This window comes from Lacipirellula sp. (assembly GCF_965279485.1).
In the GTDB taxonomy this organism is placed as follows: Bacteria; Planctomycetota; Planctomycetia; order Pirellulales; family Lacipirellulaceae; genus Lacipirellula.
Genome location: NZ_CBDIIC010000002.1, coordinates 3,929,532 through 3,947,621, shown reverse-complemented (window position 1 = coordinate 3,947,621; position 18,090 = coordinate 3,929,532). Strand labels below are relative to the sequence as shown.

9 protein-coding genes and 2 pseudogenes are annotated in these 18,090 nt (G+C 54.0%); 5 read left to right on the top strand and 6 right to left on the bottom strand.

Going from position 1 to position 18,090, the window contains the following annotated elements:
* Window positions 1-37: 37 nt before the first annotated feature.
* From avs2 to ACQY7R_RS23345, 6 genes and pseudogenes are all read right to left on the bottom strand, one after another.
* Window positions 38-4,522: an AVAST type 2 anti-phage system protein Avs2 gene (gene avs2 / locus ACQY7R_RS23370; protein WP_428307958.1), complete on the bottom strand. Its 4,485-nt coding sequence runs from the start codon at window positions 4,520-4,522 to the stop codon at window positions 38-40.
* Window positions 4,523-4,636: 114 nt separating this feature from the next.
* Window positions 4,637-5,965: a restriction endonuclease gene (locus ACQY7R_RS23365; protein ID WP_428307957.1), complete on the bottom strand. Its 1,329-nt coding sequence runs from the start codon at window positions 5,963-5,965 to the stop codon at window positions 4,637-4,639.
* A 454-nt stretch (window positions 5,966-6,419) separates the two neighbouring features.
* Entirely contained in the window at window positions 6,420-8,255 is a 1,836-nt protein-coding gene (locus ACQY7R_RS23360; protein ID WP_428307956.1) for a UvrD-helicase domain-containing protein, read from the bottom strand.
* Window positions 8,252-10,369 (bottom strand): ATP-dependent nuclease, encoded by a 2,118-nt coding sequence (locus ACQY7R_RS23355; RefSeq protein ID WP_428307955.1) that lies wholly within the window; start codon window positions 10,367-10,369, stop codon window positions 8,252-8,254. The genes ACQY7R_RS23360 and ACQY7R_RS23355 overlap by 4 nt, the downstream gene beginning before the upstream one ends.
* 144 nt (window positions 10,370-10,513) lie before the next feature.
* Window positions 10,514-10,906 (bottom strand): annotated as a pseudogene (locus tag ACQY7R_RS23350) (zincin-like metallopeptidase domain-containing protein); the annotation flags it as partial.
* Window positions 10,792-11,196: pseudogene (locus ACQY7R_RS23345) on the bottom strand (ArdC-like ssDNA-binding domain-containing protein); the annotation flags it as partial. The pseudogenes ACQY7R_RS23345 and ACQY7R_RS23350, both read right to left, overlap by 115 nt.
* A 3,419-nt stretch (window positions 11,197-14,615) precedes the next feature.
* Here ACQY7R_RS23345 and ACQY7R_RS23340 point away from each other — a divergent pair.
* The 5 genes from ACQY7R_RS23340 to ACQY7R_RS23320 all read left to right on the top strand — a co-directional run bounded on the left by ACQY7R_RS23340 (window position 14,616) and on the right by ACQY7R_RS23320 (window position 18,070).
* A complete protein-coding gene (locus ACQY7R_RS23340) occupies window positions 14,616-14,936 on the top strand; it encodes a hypothetical protein (protein WP_232536286.1) in 321 nt (106 codons plus the stop codon).
* Window positions 14,937-15,014: 78 nt separating this feature from the next.
* Complete coding sequence (locus ACQY7R_RS23335; RefSeq protein ID WP_428307954.1) at window positions 15,015-15,362, top strand: hypothetical protein; 348 nt, start codon at window positions 15,015-15,017, stop codon at window positions 15,360-15,362.
* 76 nt (window positions 15,363-15,438) lie between these two features.
* Window positions 15,439-16,113, top strand: coding sequence for a matrixin family metalloprotease (locus tag ACQY7R_RS23330; RefSeq protein ID WP_428307953.1), 675 nt, complete (start codon window positions 15,439-15,441; stop codon window positions 16,111-16,113).
* The gene (locus ACQY7R_RS23325) at window positions 16,113-17,420 is read left to right on the top strand and encodes a hypothetical protein (RefSeq protein ID WP_428307952.1); all 1,308 of its coding nucleotides are present in this window, start codon (window positions 16,113-16,115) and stop codon (window positions 17,418-17,420) included. Before ACQY7R_RS23330 ends, ACQY7R_RS23325 begins: the two co-directional genes overlap by 1 nt.
* Complete coding sequence (locus ACQY7R_RS23320) at window positions 17,417-18,070, top strand: hypothetical protein (protein WP_428307951.1); 654 nt, start codon at window positions 17,417-17,419, stop codon at window positions 18,068-18,070. Before ACQY7R_RS23325 ends, ACQY7R_RS23320 begins: the two co-directional genes overlap by 4 nt.
* The last annotated feature ends 20 nt before the right edge of the window (window positions 18,071-18,090 follow it).

The following is an 18,090-nucleotide window of genomic DNA, read 5'->3' as shown; positions in this document are numbered from 1 at the left end:
CATTAAACATCCCCATTGCCATTGCCGCAGTCCCAGCTTAGGGCCAGTTCCTTAGTTTAGTTTCGTAGACGGGTTCGCCGACTGCACCGCCATCATGGTAGCGATACACTGCCCGTATGTCGGTGTGGCCAACATACTCATCGTGCGGATTCTTGCCACCGGATCGTTCGCGTTGACCCGATACAACCCAGACTAGCGACAACTTGTTTGATGCTAGGAAATCATCGAGCGCATCGCGACGTACTAGCAATGCTGGTGCTCCCTCAGCATATATGGCCGGATCGAAGGCAACGAGTCGACCACTCTGGTCCATCCAGTGACCGTCTTTGCCTATCTGCAAGCCTAGTGAGGCAACAACGAAACTACAGGGAACGTAGAAGGATACGGCATCGACAAGAGAGGCGTCGGAGGCCGTATGTTCCATCGAATACCGCTCGACCCCAGCCAATACCTGGACCGGTAGCTCGTCCCAAGTGCCTCGAGTCCAGCCATCGGGACTACCGCTCGCGCCGACCGAATACTTGTAAGCGTCGCTCCAAAATAATTCACCCCAGAATACGTGCGAGTGCCTGACATCGTCATCCGGCATCGCGTCCGGACGCCATTTCTTCTTCGAAGTCCACTTCAGGAATACGGGCAAATCCTCGGATCGCACGAAATATCCGGCAATCCTATACCAGATGTTTCGAACTGGTAATTCCCAGTGACGGTGTCCTGGTTTCGTCGGCTGTTCCCATTCATAGTAGCCATTCATCGTTACCCATTGGTTTCCGCTTGGATCGCAAGGAAAGATCATTGCAGTCGGATCGGGCAAATTATCGGTGCGGCTAATCCACTCCACGTCGTCGCTCGGAAGTTCCCATTGATCGAAGGGATTATCGAACCACCACGTCTGATTGAAGTGCGTTAGCGACTGATTCCTCGTAGAAGCAAGAAGCATCGAAGGATCAATATCGCGCCCGTAGGAGACCTCCCATGGCCCTTGGAGAGCAGCTTCGTCTTCTAACCATTGACTGCTTGCGCAAAAAGTGTCTGCCAGTCTGGCCTGCATCTCTGCTAGTGCGATCCAGCAATATTTCTTCCCAATACTTTCTTCAACGCAAACAGGGTCGCTATCAGTGCGAAAAGAATGGTCGAACCTTCCAAACCGAGGAGCGGACCAGCCACGATCGCGGATGCGAGCAGACATCCATCTTCGTGCCGCGTGATAGTTGATGCGACGCTCATTCGAAAACACCCAAGGTTCCTCGAAGTAGTCGGCTAGATACGCATTAAATCGTGCGTGCTTGGCGGTCCCCCGCCGAAGAGTCGCGACGAATGCTCGTTGGCATGACCGGAACTTCTTTTCCGCCGCGGCCTCAGCTTTGCTCATTCTATGTTCGCGCTGCAGTCGCCGATAACGAGTGTGAGCAGCGCGAAGCGACGAGAACGCTTTTCTTTGTAGCGGTGTGAGGAGCCTGCCGTACTCACGTAGTTCACGCTCAGGCGTCCTGGTGGGACTACCGTCCAGACGTGTGGACCGCCATTCGCTGAAATCTGTCACATACTTGGCGAAATCGCCATAAGGGCCGTATATATACTCGCGATAAAGGCAGCTCTGCGAACTCAACACCTCATCGCGTGACGGAATTTCACCATCTGCTGGCCATTGGCAGTTATAGGGTGGCCGGAGCACCCTCGTGTCTACAGAAATTGGCAGACTTCTTGCAATTGCCAGTTCAACGGTCTGCCGTAAGTAATCTCGCTCCACGAGATGAGAAGGCGGCGATCCTGAGTCAAAGTACCTGTCGTAAACATAGGACGCCAACCCGATCAGAGCCCCGATATCGTCGGCACGAGCCGATGCTCCAAACGCTACTGCGGCAAGCCGCTCGGAAACATATGGATCATCCACATCTTCAAACCGCTTTAGCAACTGGTGGAGAAGACCAAGTCTCTCTTCATGAAGTCGAACTAGACCTTTGGTCGCGGAATCGCGAAGGCGTCTGTGCGAGCAGGTGAGAAACCAACCAAGCGTGATGCCAGCCAACCGAGCTACTTCCTCTTCCCCGTGCCAATCCTGAGATTGATTCCAAGCCCAGCTGATCAACCGGTCCACTGCCTTTTGGCGACCGCATTGTCGAAAGAGAAACGTTGACCACCAGGAATCCCGATCTGGCATGTCTGCGGCCTCAAGCAGAGTGGCGAGATAATCCGCATTGAGGGGATGCGAAGGAACGGGGGCAAGCGAAACGAGAGCATTCAGTAGCTCGTCGGATGACTCTTCATCCTTCTTCGGAAGCGAGCGTTCAATGAACTTGCGTGTGTAGTCAGTGACGGCTTTGGGATCTCGCCAAGCGAGGCTCTCGTACATGGCGGAGCGCATTGCCCGACTTTCCGCCACGCCTGGCGAGACATCGATTAATTCAACGCCAGTATTCTCGGGCAATAGTATAGCCAGGGCCTCGATAATCCCGCCGAACTCCCAGACAGCTTCTTCGTCGGCGACAAACTTGTGGAATGCTCCTTTCGACTTGAAGGCTTCACCGATTGAATGAGGCTGAACATCCTTCAAGAGCCTCTGCACGAAGAGGTAGTCGGATAAGCGTTGGTAGGTGAAGCGGACGAACTGCCGTTCCGCATCGCCCTGCCAATCTGGCACTACGATAACTAGCGACTCAGCTTCCAAGTGCCGCAGTAGAGAGCGGCTATGACCGGTCGAAGGGAGGATGGCCTCAAGCAGGCTCTTCGCCTCAGAAAAGAGCAATTGGTCAGTACCACGGTTAAACATCGCGTCTGCCAACGCCTCGATGGCTCGTGTCACCACGAGTTCACTCTTGTCGTAGTCCAAGCAGTCTTCCGCGGCGAGCTTCTCATCAACCGCTCGAATAAGAAACTTGAATACCTGCGTGAAACCACGCATTCCCAGAGGAATGCGTCTCACGCCAGCGTCCCGTAAGCCCCGGCACAGGAGTACTAGGAAAAGTGGGTTATCAAACTCCGGTTCCAGTAGTGGGGCAGCCGGCTCCAACTCGAAATGACGAAAGAACTTCGTCGCCGCCTCAAAAGTATGCTCCGAAAACCCAGAATGATGGATGAAGCTAAATGAGCGCTCGGAATCGATCGGAATAACATGCGAACGGTATACGTCTCGCACTGATATGCACAATCTTAGCCAAGGTCTGTCGCGGAGTTCCTCTGCGAAGGCAGCGATATGATGAGACCAAAACCTCCCCCCAGACCCTTCATTCAGCGCATCGATATAGATCGTCGCCAATCCGCCGCTTGCTTGGGCTGCTGCTTGCAGTCCGCCTAAGAACTGTTCGCGGTCGCAACTCAATCCGGCGAGACGGATTAGCTGCGTCCATGGCTCATCCGTCGTGAACTGCTCCCCAAAGAAGAGAAGGGACGGCCTGCCGGCCGATAAGTCCTCCGCTAGAAGGTCACAGAGAAGATGTGTTTTTCCGCTTCCAGCTTCTCCAACGAGCGCAACTGCGTTGGCATTTGAACAACTGCACTCAATGTCACGAAGGAAGTCCTGGAATGTCGATATTCGCGAGCCTACTTTATCGAGAGCTCTAAGCTTGTCGTCGAACGGCAGCTGTGCATACGTAGAGGGTGGCCGTTCAGACTTCTTGAGCGCATCTTTCTGGAGACTGGCGAACTCTGCCTGAGCACAGTAGACGGCATCCATAGCACTGTCTGCTAATTGCGACCATTCATTGGTCGGCAGCGCGGCAGTGAGTGTCCATCGTTCCTCAAGAAAACCCGCTGACGCCCAAAGTCGAAAAGAAACAAGCAATGCGTCGTATGCGGCATTCAGTTGCACTAAGGCATTCTTCGCTTCAGGAAACTCATCTTTGCACCAGACCGTATTGGAGGAATGACGCAAATCGCGAAGTAATTCGCAGGCTGCTTCCCAAAATCGATGAGTCCTTCGGAAGCCTACAAAAGTCCGCTTTGCCTCCGTATCAATATTCAGCTCGGGAATATATCTTGTTCCCGCGGTTTTGACTGATTGATTGCGACGCCTTTCGAACCACTCAGAGGTTAGTACAGTCTGGCCGAACCAATACCAGCACGCTCCTCGGTTCGCGGGCGCTGTCAATCGTTGGGTCAGTTCATGGCTACCCCAGAGCTCGAATTCTAAAGTCCGACCTTGAGCAACGGCAAAAGCCGTCCAATGCGATACCCACTCTTCCCAACGTTGCTGAGCAGTGATAACGCTATCTCGCCTTCCATCTGGCAGATCCAGTGGTAGGCATACGAAATACTTTGTCAGCTGGGGATGCGCATAAAACGCAGTCTCAAATGACTGGTCAAGTTGTGTCCATTGAGCGCTCGTCAGCGAATTCGGGAACCACTTTGCTTGCCAACCCCATTCCTCGCCCGTTGGGAAACGCCACAGGCATTCAATTCCTGCGTCCGGTCTACCCTTGCGTTGAAATCGGCATCCATCCTGCGGCAGCTCAGCCGCGGCAAGCTGGCAACACAGCTCTTCAAACGATGACTCGTATGGCTGCTTTAGAGTACTCCACTCCATTGTCATTCCATAGTTAAGCACGCTCCAATCGCCGATGTGACTCGTTCACCGGCCATCGAAGCACTTATAGATCCTGGCCAACTTCGCGCTTATGCCTCAACCACTTAACGATGATCATTTGTCGTATTCTTTATTATCACTCGGTGCTTCGCTGTCATCGCTTATCACCTCTGCAGTTGAGTAAAACCGCTTAATGATGTCACGGAGTTGTGTTTGACTCAACTCGTCAAGCCATTTGAGCAGCTCTTGCCGCTTCCACACTTTGCATGAAATGCCATGGCTTTTCGCGTTGGCCGTCGCATACGCGTCTGCGTCGAGATCTAGCTGTCCACTCGTAATGAAGAGTGCTTCCACGGTGGAGTAATGACCTGTTACGTTCCATCCATACTTATCAGCGGCGGCTTTGCAGCGGTTGACAAAGTGTCGCTGAACTTCAGCTACGGACTCCTGATAAGTTGCATGTCTGCCTTTGCACTCGATTAATTTGCACTCATTGCCTCTAATCGCCACGACATCCACCTCATATTCGTTTCCGTCCTCATTACTTCGAATGCCTTTCTGGAGCGTGACTTCGTATCCAGCGGCTCGCCATGCAAGAGCAACGATCAATTCAAAGAGTGCGCCTTTGAGGTTGCCTACTACGCCCTCTCCTAAGATCGTTCCCGAAGCAATGGACAGCGTTTTCTCTATCTGAGCTACTTGCTCTTCGCTCGTCGTGGAAGCCAGTACTTTCCAGAGGGACTTCATCAGCTCGTCAACGTTTCTTCCGAACACGTCGCGAAGCGGAACTGGTATTGCGCCAGCACGACGTAATGTGTTCCATGCATCATTGGAGAAAGACGGAGCGACAACGACAGGGACTAGAGCGATCGTCCTCCATCTGAAAGCGACGCTTTTGTAGCGTTCCATCAGGGCTTCGGAATCTATTTTTCCGAATGGTCGGTATCCCAGAAAGTCGAGCGCTAGGAATGCTTCTCTGGCCTGCGTCTTCCTTAGCGTTGAATCACGGGTGAACGGCCCAGCATAGAAGGGACCATGCAAGTCCCAATGTGTCTGATTGAAGCTTTCGATCGAAGTCTCGGTCGTGCGGCATGAGTGCTGGTCGTATGCCAAGAGAAAGCTGTTTCGAAGCCAGTCTCTGGCCTCTTTCAGTAACGTAAGCTCGCTCCGCAGTTTGTGCTCGAAGGCAGCGCGGCCAAGCTCTGGAGCTCCAAACTGAGTTCCAATGCGAAAAATGTCGAACGAAATGCCAACAGTTTCAATTAGCTCCAAATGGAGCAGTTCGCTGACAACCTCCAACAAAGGAAGGCGCCCCCCTGCCGCCGAAGTGTCTCCGTCCGGAAGGCACGCAGAAGCTTTCCCAATTTGTCCGTAGGTGATCCAACCCTTGTTGGCGAGGATGATTTTGTAGACGCGTTGCAAAGCTGGCTTCTGGGCCAACATCTTGCGAACTGCTGTCGCGTACGCACGGCCGCGGTGTGCCGGGAGATAGTAGAGATGGCTCCTATCGAACCGTACTGGTGCTGTCGAAAGAATCTGTTTTCTCTGGGTCGCCCGCTGAATCTCTTTGCGGGCGTTCGCCAGCGTCGATGCGAGCTTGGAAGCGACTAATCGTGCAGCTAGGGAGCTCGAACTGAGCGGCCCCTCATTCGCGAGAATACGTTCAGCGGCAGTGGCTTTCGCCGTCATTGGCGCCTCATGTTTGGACTGCGTGACACTCTTGCTGTCTCAGCTTGGATTGATGAATATTCGCAACTCATTGTACCGCAACGAGTTGCGTCAACTCCAGTCTTTTCGCGAGGTGTTGCCCCTATTAGATAGATATTACAGTATGGGCTGTGTGACACTGTTAGGGATCGGCGAGGCCGATTGGCGTAAATTCCCCACCCTCTGACCGCTACACCACGATCTCGATTTGATCTGACGCCAAGAGGTTCGAGCTAATCAACTCTTCGCGTGCCGCCGCAGGATCATCGGTGAAAAAGAAAACCCTAAGATTTGCCTTTGCTCGCGAAAAGCAGACATACGCCAATTTTCGCGTCCGCTCCAACTGTCCGTCTTTCGGCGTTCCCGCAACTCCTGGCGTCAGAACTTTGGAAAAACTGTAGTTGTACCAGCCGGCTTCAACGTCATCGAGAACTACCACTATGTTCTGGTACTGCTCGCCTTTGACCCCGTGCTGAGTGCTGAAGGGCGTGTTCTCCGTCACAAACTCAACGTACGCTTCGATCTCGGCCGTAGACATCGCAAAGAACGCATCCGCTAGCCAATCTGCTTTGTCCTCAGCGTGACGAAGCTCGTCGTAGGGCTCTGATCGAGTTGGGCGGGCTAAGTGCGATGTAAGTCGAGTGCCGCACTTTGTGAGTGACACTGAGCCCGCCCACCGAAGCAAATCCCCAAGCGAGCTAGTAGCCCACTTGCTCTGCAGTTCACCTATCAACTCTGTTGCAAGTGCCTTCATCTGCTTGACGGTCCGTGTCGCATTTATTCCATGCGGGTCAAATGCTGGACTGCAGTTTCGAAGGACCTCCAATGCACTCTTCATGTCGTTCGTGCGTATCGAACGAAGAAGAGGATACAGCGTCGAGACAAAAGGCAGAGTGAGATAGTGAGTGCCTTTCTCAAACGCCTCTTGACTGCGTGAGGACGCAAGTTCACCAGTAAACAGCTCTTGCAACTGCGGAAAGCCCATTCGCCGGGCGATCATTTGTCGAGCGAGAAACAAGTACTTTGTGTCATCATCGCCGAGGTTCCATCTGGCTAGAGCCTCATCAAACCGCCGGGATGTACGTTCCAGTTGTTCAGCGGTGTATCGTTTTCGAGGACCTTGAGGAGTTTCGGCTTGCACTAGGCAGAATAGGACGCTTCCTTCTCTCGTGGCGTTATCCCCGGCCGGCTTCTGCCTTACATCGGTCCGGAACGAGTTCAAAAGGGCCGTCACAGATCGAGCGCAACGATAGTTCTCTTCTTTCGTTATTGTTACGATGCCATCGCTATGAGAGAAATCTCCTGCTCGCTTGTCGTAGATCTGCTGCATGGGATCGCCGAAGTAGCCTATGAGCGGACGCTTGTTCTTCTGCACAAGCGAGTTCAAACCCATAACAACCTCTTCGAAAGTATCCTGAGCTTCGTCCACGAAGATGTACGGGTATCGCTGTCCTACGATCTTACGAAAACGATCATTTACCTGGAGCATATGAGAGGCTACGCGTACGACGTCATCGTGACTCAGTTTGCCGCTGGCGTAGTCGCTAAAATTTGAGTCACCGTAGTCGAAACTTTCGATTGAAGCCACGTGCTTGATAGCCTCTTGTAGCTGCGAGACCTTCGCTCGAGCCTCGACTGCCTTAACGCTATTGCCACCATTATCATCTGCCTTTTTCTTCTCTATCTGATCCGGTATCACCTTCTCGGTCAGTGCTTCCTTAATGCAGGATGTGAAGCGACCACTCAGACTCCACATAAACGAGTGCAGCGTGGAAATCGCAAACAGATCGTCCCACTCAAGTCGCCCTGAAATTACCTCTACGGCTCTCTTGGTGTAGGCGATGCATGCTATCCGTTGCCCATCTCTTCGAAGGTTGGGTCCAACGCTCTTGCGCAAATGCCTGAGAGCCTCGATCAGCGACATCGTTTTCCCCGACCCTGCCCCAGCAACGACTGCGAAAGATGTGTCGGAGTCGAGGCACTGTCTGATCAGTACGTCTGACTTTGTAGGGCTAAAAGTGCTCATTTAGCTGCGGCACTCCTAGTCTTAGGCTTAGGCTTAGACTTAGGAGCAACTTGGGCCATTGCAACTGGCCTGATACGGCCTTCTAGCCATTTCAAGCCATCTGCAATGTACGTCGGTGTGCGAAACTTGCTTGTCGATGTCAGGACGTCGAGTGCGAACTCCGTCTTCTTGAAAGCCGACGAAGCAACATGGCTGAACACTTGGTCGTACTCCGACGCAAGATCGGGGGCTGAACTAAGGTCGAGTTTGAATGTACCCTTACCTAGGCGAAAAACTTCCAGGTTCTCATAGATGAGTGCCTCTTCGAAAGTTCGGGCATGAAACTTCGCCTTTTCCTTCCCGCGCGAGGTAGGCACCGGTCTTTGGTACGCAACATAACACGCTCCGTTCGCGAGCACTTGCTGAGTTGCCTTGATGGCGATGTAGTCGACAATAGTCTTCTTTGAAAAGAAGAAGCCTAGGGTGGCATTCGATGAGCAAGCTCCAGCATGGTCAGCACGGCACACCGTGTTCGACTTCTTCGGATCAACGGAATCAATGTCAGTAATTACTAGGTAGGGAACGCACAAAAACTCTAATAGGCTTGCGAACTTGCTGGCGTACGCACCACCTACCTCTAGAACGCTGACGTAGCAACTTCTGAGGGTTGCTGCGGACTCGTCGATCATCTCCGCGAGCAAAAGCTTCTCGCCCGCTCCTTCGACCAGTATAGCTGCGTCCGCAAAGAACAAGTCGCAGTGAGTCAGTCGCAGATACTTGCGCAGAAAAGTCAGTGTCTCATTGGCATCTTCTGCAGTCCCAGCTGCCGACTTCTTTGTCGGCTGAAAGTCACGCAGACTCACCACTTCCGTAGCATTTAGTATTGCTGCTTGATTGGGAGCGGCTGGCGTGCGGCGTAGCGAATGGCATCGCCGAAAATACCTTACCTTCGAGAATTCTACAGAGTCCAAGATGTGAGAAGAGTGTGTCGTTACGACGAGCTGAGGCAGCATCTCTGGCTGTCCAGCATCCTTCGAAGTCGCTTGAACTATCTTCCAGATATTGGTAATGAACGTCTGCTGGACCTGTGCGTGAAGGTGAACCTCCGGCTCCTCAATAAATATCAGCTGGCATAGCGGGCGACTTTTCTCGGTGCGTATCCACCGCATCTGGTAGTGGCACACTTGGATCGCAACATAGATGAGGTTCTTGAATCCAAGGCCGTTGTAAGCTTCTGGCAATTGGTGGTTTCTTACAGCATCGACATAGAACAGCGAGGTGCTTCCCCGCAACGCCTCTTCTGCTTTTAGAGATGAGACAAGCTTTAGGCTTCGGTCATTTATAGAAGGCACGCCCAAACTTTGGATCATCCCCATTAGGCCGCTGAAGTGTTGATCGTAGTGCTTGGTGAGATTGTCGTTGTTGACGTCAATGATCTTGTTGGCTTCTTCGCTTACCTCCGCTTGCTCAAGGTTTCGCTTGTAGTAGTCCGCAAAGGCAGACGAAAGCCGATTGCTTCTCGCCATTTCTTGCTCATGAATGTTCCTCTGGGCCTCAACGAAATCGATCCTTAATAAGGACTCCAGGACCCGTCTTCCCTCTTGAGGGTCAAGAGCCGTTGCGAGCGGCTCAGGCGATGCGGATTCCAGTGCGAAATAGGTGATAGCGAAGTGCCGCGATAGGTTGGACTCCAGCGAAAGGAAGTGTGAAAGGGACTTTTGGCCATCGCCGGGCGGAAATGTGTTCAGGTAAGCCTCTTTGAGCTTCTCGGCGTCTACCGCACCGAACCTGAGACGTATACCGACCTCGTCAAATGCGATGTTGGGATCTGGCACAAGTGCAAAGACTCGCCCAAACTCTGTGTTCTCATCGAAGGAAAACCACAAATCCAGCTCAATCGCTAAGAGAGGGCTAGCGGTCGAAGCAGCGCCGAACTCATCGATGTCCTGGATCATCTCGGCCGGAAAGTCATGGACCGAGAATGACGATTTGCCGGTAAAGCACCGAAATGCGGCGCTCACTGATGTTTTCCCACTATTGTTCGGGCCAACGAAGACTGTTTCAGTGTCCTCTAGGTCGATGACGACCTTTTCGAGGCGTCGAAAGTGCCGAAGGCTAATGCGTCGTAGGTGCATAGAAAACTCCGCTAAAACGACTACGGAGGCGCACCTGCCGTTGGTATACACCGCGTCGATGCTAGGCGTCCGAAGAGCAGCTCATCATGGCATCATGCCATGCGGCGTAAACATTAGCACGGACGGCCAGTAATCTCAACAATCTTATAGTCTCGACTGGACAATGCCGTGAAGGCAATCCAGTGCTCTACTTGCATGTGATGCGGCGGAGAATATCGCTCGCTTGTCGCCCTTCAAAACTTGCAGCCAGTTCTCGATATAGCAGGCATGGTCATCGCGAAGTTCGGGCGTAATCTGGAGATCGGCAAAAAGAAACGCTGAACCTAGTTCCGCAACGAGTTCCTCCATTGCATAGCCTCCATCGCCCCATTGCTTCCGTCCTAAATCGCGGTTCAGTCGCGATGGGTGTCGGGTCCAGTGGGTCAATTCATGGGCGAGCGTCGCCGCATGGCTTTCCGCATCGCGGAAGCACTCGAACGGAGCCATACGGACGTGGTCATCGCCGATGGCGTAATAGGCTTGCGTCCCGCGGTGCGGATATCTGCTCCGGTGCGGGCGAAAAAGGCCTCTGCGTGCTCGATCCGCTGCATCGTTTCTAGAGGCTGCTGAGCCAGTTCGTAGAACCGCTCCGGTAAGCCCTCGAGCTGGCTGGCATTGGAGACTGTGTAATCCTTGAGGAACGGAATCTCGGCTTCGACTTTAGCCTCCTCCTCGGTCGTCTCGGATCGTTTGAACGTGCTGGCGAAAACGACGGGAGAGCCATGCTCCCCTTTGCGGACGAATGCGACAAGTTGCTCCGCCTGCTGAAATGTGAGCCAATACGGAGAGTTGAACCCGACGAACTCTGCCGATTGCTAGAATAGGAGTAGAGTCGAGTGCATAATGTTCATCGCGACCTCGTGTCGTTGCCGTGGGCTCGACGTCGCATGCGACGCACGCCTACCAGGATTGCCGGCAGAAAACATTTGGACTTCCCCAAACGCTTCGTCAAAAATTGAATCTTCAATTCGCTTTACTCCGTCTTTCTTAAAAGTAAAGCAAGGTGCGTCAGTGGGTCAGACTGCAAGCGAATTGCGAGTAAAATATTGCTCGTACTGATATCAGCGGCGTCGAGCGTTCTGAGGTCGTGCGTCGCTGCGTCGTTCGAGCGAGTCTTGGAAAGACTCGCCGACCGTGGAGGGAACGCTTAATATCCAACGGCGGCGCAATGGTTGGACGTGTGCGCCGGTACGACGAAGCAATTGATCCGTCGGTAGCACTAGCCCGAATTTCCGGCAGACTCTGAAGAGCAGGGAGACACCGCAGCTCGATACCTAGATTGGTGCGCGTAGGGGGGCACATCGGCAACGTTTGTAAAACGGGTCGAGTTTCGTCGGTGCGACGCTCCGGGCGACCTGCTCTTAGGTTCGTAAATTTGGCGACGTGCGAGAACAGCTTCCAGGATGTGCCTTCTTCTAAGCTGTAGCAGCCGCCTCACGCGAATTTGGACACTACCGGGCCGAATCCTCCCGCGCCTAGGCGGTGAAAATCAGATGTCGCTTCCTGTCGCTTTTAGGCACTTACAGGCCAGGAACATTTCCCTGAGCCATGTTCGGCCCACGGCTGTTGCCGCGTCGGAACCCGGATGGAACTCTCGCCATCCTCCTTTCTGCATAAGGTGCGTGAAGTGAACTTCTTTGTTTACTCTGCCGTCCTCAGGAACGTCTGAGCGTTTGGAGCCGATCTGCGTGGGTCGCATCGCGACGTTTATAAAGCGGGGTGGGGTTGGTCGGTGCGATGACCCTCGCGATCTGGCCACGATCGATGGCGGTGTTTTAGTGGGCAATCTCCTTCTAATGAATGGTAAAACTGGTGACGGATGGTTAATGCCACCGGCTCGTCATGTTTTCGACTTTAAGGGGCTGGACGCGGTCGCAATAGAGGTGAACTGGGACGCTCGCTGATTTGTCACTACCTGTCGCTTGTAGGCACTTCCGAAGCGGAAACTAATTTGCCAAGCGATGCTCACACGCTGCTCCACGTCCGTCGAACTCCAACTCAACGGTGATGAAATTTGCGAGGCTGGGTATCGCGGCGCCGGCTTTCACGGCCATCGCGGTGAGCGCCTCGGCGGCTCTTCGCCTCGCTCGACGCAGTGATCATTGCAAGAAGTTGCCGACGGAAATCCCGCAGCAAAATCCGCGTCGCGTCCTGACCCGTCGTGGGATTTCGAGTCGCTTGCAGTCGCTATTTCGAATAGCGAAATTCACACGGTGGACAGCTGCGTACCGTGGGAATCGCACCCAAGCAACTCATCCTCAAGCAAGCGGTCACTACCTTTTCGCGGCTGAAGACGGCGTCGGACTCCCGGCAATCGCGATGCCTGTCGACAGCTCCTGCAGTGGCTGGAGCACTAGCGACCTCTTCGACGCTGGGCGGGGGAGGGCGAATGCAAGTCGCGACGCCGGCCGCGGTAGCTACTATCAGAGCGGTGACCCGTCGGAATCGTTCTTCGCGTGAAAAGGCTCACAGAGGCCTCGCAGCGTTCCAGCTCTTACGACTTTTCGTGCCCTCGGAAACGCCGCAGGGCAGGGATGGGCCCCGCGGCTGCCCCCATCAGTTCGAAATCATCGAAGAGATATTCTCGACGCCAAGAATGGGCTACCTGCCTCCGACAAGAAGCTCGACCGCAACAATGCCGGAGAGGCGCCTCGCGTCGACATCGGCGCCTACAACGTCGATCGCACCGTGACACGCTGTACTTCGCCGGGGTTCGTCATCCCCAAAGCAATTTTGAGCAGACCATCGTCGCGAAGTGACCGCATGCCGGCCCGCACCGCTCGATCTCTAATCTCTGTGGCGTTTGCTCGCTATTGAATGCCGTCTCACACAGCATCGTCGACGTTCAATAGTTCGAAGATTCTCACGCGACCGCGGTAGTCGCTCTGCCTGCGGTGCTCACAACCTTTATCAATTGCGTCAAGAAAGCTCGCACTCAACCAACCGCCTAACCACTTGCCTCCAGGTTTTGCGATCCCGCGAATATCACTTCACTTCAAGGCAGCCGCGGTTGCGTCCATTCAATCAGTGCAGACCGCAATGCGCACAAATCGCGTTAAGACTTGCTATGGCGCATATGGCGACCAAAAAGCCCGCAAAAACGAGGCGACGACAGATTATTCCTGACTGAGTTCAGGGTGGCCGAAAATAGTCGTTGAAGGCGACGTGTTCATGCGTACACTCTTTAATATCGTCTCGCACGAATGAAATATCGGCAATCGTTTTTGTAGATTCGAAAGCGGCGAGAACTATCCACTAACTCCCGAAACCGTGCAATAGCAAACATGCTGATCAATGCGCGGCGCGCATTTACGCGATCCTTGACTGCTATTCATAAGGCCAACTGACTCAAGACAACACGCGAAGGAGATGTATCGACATGCATTGATGGATATTGGCACAGCTCATGCCGTGCTGCGACGTGAGAGGCACTTTATTGCACTGGCACTTATGCATTAGTTGGCCGGAATTTTCGAATTGAGTCGCGAGACGAGAATGTTAGGGTAGGTTCTGTGGTTAAAGCGACAGGAGCACGCATGCAAGCGTTTAATGCACACAAGATATTTAATAGCACTTTTAGCGAGAGACCTTGGCTAGCGTTCGTCACGAGCAGTTAATCCTGCCGGCTGACTATCCTCGCCTCACTCGATTGGCGAGAGCCCTCAAGGCCGGAGCTAAGTCCGGCATTCATCTGTTGTTGTGGCATAGGCTTGTAACTTCTGCGCTCACACTGCGAGCATTGCGCCAAGAGGTATACGTGTTAACAGAAGAAATGATTAGTGAGATTAATCGCCTCCTGAAGACGACCCCTATGTCCCAGCGGGCGATTGCGCGTCGACTTGGGGTCAATCGCGAGACAGTGAATAGAATCGCAACCGGCTCGCGGTTTGACGTTCATGCACACAGGAAAGCTGTTGCAGCGCTAGCGTCGAAGGAGATTGAGCCAATTCGATGTCATGGGTGCGGAGACCGCATCAATGTGATCCCATGCCTGCGATGCAAGCTGCGGCGGATGCGTCGTCAGAAGTCGCTTGCACAGCGGTTTGCGGACGGCAGCCCCAATGGATCAATTGCCCTCGGCGTCGACTTACTGCCTCCGCACCGCGAACGGTATCTGGCCGTTCTAGCCCGAAAGCTCCGCCGCGGCGAACAGCCGGAGTCCAATCTGTGCCTGACCGCAAACCACCTCACTAGGAGAAATCGAATTATGCCCACCGCCGGCTACGTTAAGTATCTCAAGTGGTTTGTCTGTCATCGAGAACGATTGAATCCGCTCCTAAAGTTACCAGCAAACCTGTCAAGCGCGCCGAGACGGCAGGACAAATGGAATCTCCTAAAGAATGCTGGTGATTTGGTACTGAGCGTCGTGGAAGTGCATCCCGTGCGTGAAGTCGCGCAGGTCTGTGCGACCTCTGAGTTACGACAGGAAGTCGAGCAGGCCGGCATTAAATGGGACCGATTGATCGACCTATTGCCCGCGCTAGTTGATCTGGTCGATATCGTTCAAGACAAAAGACTGGAAGACTAGCTACTAAACGCAACTACAAACCTACTTCCACTCGGTGGATGGCTAACCACGCTAACGACTCCCATCTAAGGTGCTCTTATGGTGACCAAAGAACAAGTCCTGACTGTAATCGACAAGACAATTTCGGCTGGAGAGTTTCTGGCGCCGCTTCTTCCAGGACTCGTCGACGATGCATTCATTAGTTTTCTCAAGTGGGCGCGTTCCGACGCAATTATCCTGAAGTGGTTCGAAACATTCGTACCGCCAGCTCCATCGGCGGTGACAGCGCCTCCTGAAGTCGTCGTCGATTCATTGCGACGCTGGTCGAGCGAAGCCGACCGGCTCTCGACGCCTGGCGGCTACATCAAGTTGATGCAGCTGCTGATTCAGCTCGCCACCACGCTACAAGAGCTGTTCGGCAAATCACAGACGCCAGTTACCCAGTAAGTCGAGCGAGCATGAAGCCACGGGCTGCTCGTGGACCAGGCCATTGCATCGTCAGGTTTTTGATCGGAGAGAGAGCATGTCTGCTTCAACGATTCGTTCGAACAATGAAGGGTTTCGATTCTGTGGCGTTAAGGAATCACTGCTTGAAGAAGCGCGGCGGCAACAGGCAGCATGGAGGAGCAAGCGGCGGCTGCGGTGGTACTTGGCCGATCGACTCGCAGGAATCCCGCTTAATGCATTAACTGCCGCCTATGCTCAGGCCTACGCGAACTGGCAATCTGTATGCGGGCTCGTGTTCGAGCAAACCATGACGTCTAGCGACGCTGACATCGTAGTTCTCGCACGGCGAATCGATGGATCAGGAGGCACGCTGGCTGAGCACGAGTTGCCGATGGGCGACGATCGGCAGCTGCGAGGCTGGTACGACGTCGGCGAAAGCTGGACGACGACCAGTCCGCCTGGCGGCAAGATCGATCTAGTTGCGGTGGCTTGCCATGAAACAGGACATGGCATTGGGCTGAGCCACACAACCGTTCCGGGCAATCTACTTAATCCGTACTACGATCCGGCAATACGGACGCCGCAGCAGTGGGATATTGCGGAGGCTCGAGATCGCTACGGGCCGCCGGTCGAGGAACCCACACCTACCGCTCCCTCCGTACCGCCCGGCGCAATACTGGATCAGTTTTCAGGGCTACTTGAAATGCCGTTCGGAGTGTACACCGCCACCTTTACGAAAACGTTGCTCTAATGCGATTCGTGCAGTCAGTAATGCTTTGGGTGTTTTTAGCCGAGATGGCTGTAGCTAACGATGGAGCTGCCGCGCTCGAAGACCGTCTGTCATCGCCACCGACGGCACAGCCATTTCTTTACTATGTGACAACGTCGTCGGCGATTGATGAACTGGAAAGGAAGCACCAAGAGTACGCACTCAAGCTAGTTGTCCCACACCTGAGCCGTCAAACCGTGCTGGAACGCTGCCTGCCGGTCCAGGTTGGCCCTACACTTTGGCGGCTTAATCTCGCCGACTTGCAGTGGTCGCTCGACAATTGGCGTCACATCATCGCGTCCTACCCGTACCACCGGACGGGAAGCCGCCATCCGCTCGTGGTGCGCGCAGACTGGCTCCTGCTGACCATCACCGACGCGTCGGCGAGTGACGCCTATTATCGCTTGCTGCTAGGGAGGCGTCCGAAGAACCGCCAGGAAGTCTTCCTCAAGCTCGGAGTTATTGACGATCCTCAATATCAGTACGGGCAGATCGCCGGAGGGTCCCGAGTCAGTAAATCGGGGATACGGTTCGTTCGAAGCCTGCCGGTTCTCCGAGGCTGGAGTTACCTCACTGAAGACGCCTTCAAAATCGCAGGCGACCGAGACCCGCTGCAATTTCCTATCGGCAAGTACCCACATGACGGAGAAGAGTTGCTAGTTGCCTCGCCGAAGCTCCATATGGCAACAGGCGTTCGCGGGGTGACGATGGTTGGATTCTTATTCGACGGGAAGGGTAACACTGTCGACAAAGCCGATACCGCGTTGGTTGAAGACTACTCCAAGACGAGAGGCTTCGCTCACATCGTCGCCGGACTAAGCTGCTTCAGCTGCCATCAGTCTGGGCCGAACGGTCCCAGTCAAAACGTCTTGAAACGAATCATTGCCAGTGGCGCCGAAGCAGACGTCTATCGTTATCAAGACCAGGAAGCAATTGAGGCGTTTCATTTTACTGACTTGGGTAAACAAATGAGACGCGAATCGAATGATTATCGTGCAATCGTCCGTCAGGCGACCGGCGTGGAATCTGAAGATGCGGTTGAAGCGCTGCGATCGACGCTCAATAGCTACGACGCCGACGTCACGCTAGAGAGAGCGGCAATCGAACTGGATTTCGCCGTTTCGGAATTAAGGCGCGCCGTTGCTTGGATGGATTCCAAAGACTACCAGATTAGCGGATGGTTCGCCGCGATGCCCCATGCCCCCCAAAGCACAATTCCTCGAGAGGCGTTCGAGGAGCAATACAACACGCTTCGCTCAGCATGCGATGCATGGAGGAAATCTCAGTGACCGTACTAAGAAAATCAAATCGCTTTATGTCGGCCATCGCAATCTTGTTGTCGTTGGGAGTTGTCTTCGAGTTCCCGCCGCAAGCATCTCACGGGGGACAGCCACGATCCGCGTGCCGTCCGCCTGAGACTACACGCGCCCCTCTCATTTCCGGCGGGATTGCCCATCCAATTATTCGTTACCGCGTCGGACAAGAACTTCGCAGCGAGGCCGCGGCGACTTACGGCTTCCGCCAGTCCGACGAATATATCGAGTTGCAGCAGCTGCGAGGTTTCCGGGCCGGCATTGAGAGTCTGAATCAAGTGATGGAAACGCAAACTCGCGTGTCAGCACTGGAAACGACAACCAGGCCAGCAGGCCATGTCACTCCAGAGAAAAGCCGGTCGCAGGAAACTTCGGCACCGACGTCTCCCTACCCGACGCTTTCGCAACAATGCGGTCAGTGCCACTCCGGCGATTCTCCGAAGGGCGATGTCTGGCTGGATGGAAGCGTTAGGTACGACACCCCGGAAATGGCTGAGAAACGCGATGCGATCGTGCATGCTGTCCGAACTGGTCTCATGCCTCCTTCTTTGAACGAAGGCGAGCGATTGAGTCCGGAGATACGAGAAGAGATTGAAGATGAAGTTCACGGCGTCAAGGCCGAGTAGTGGTTCGTGTTTGTTTCATT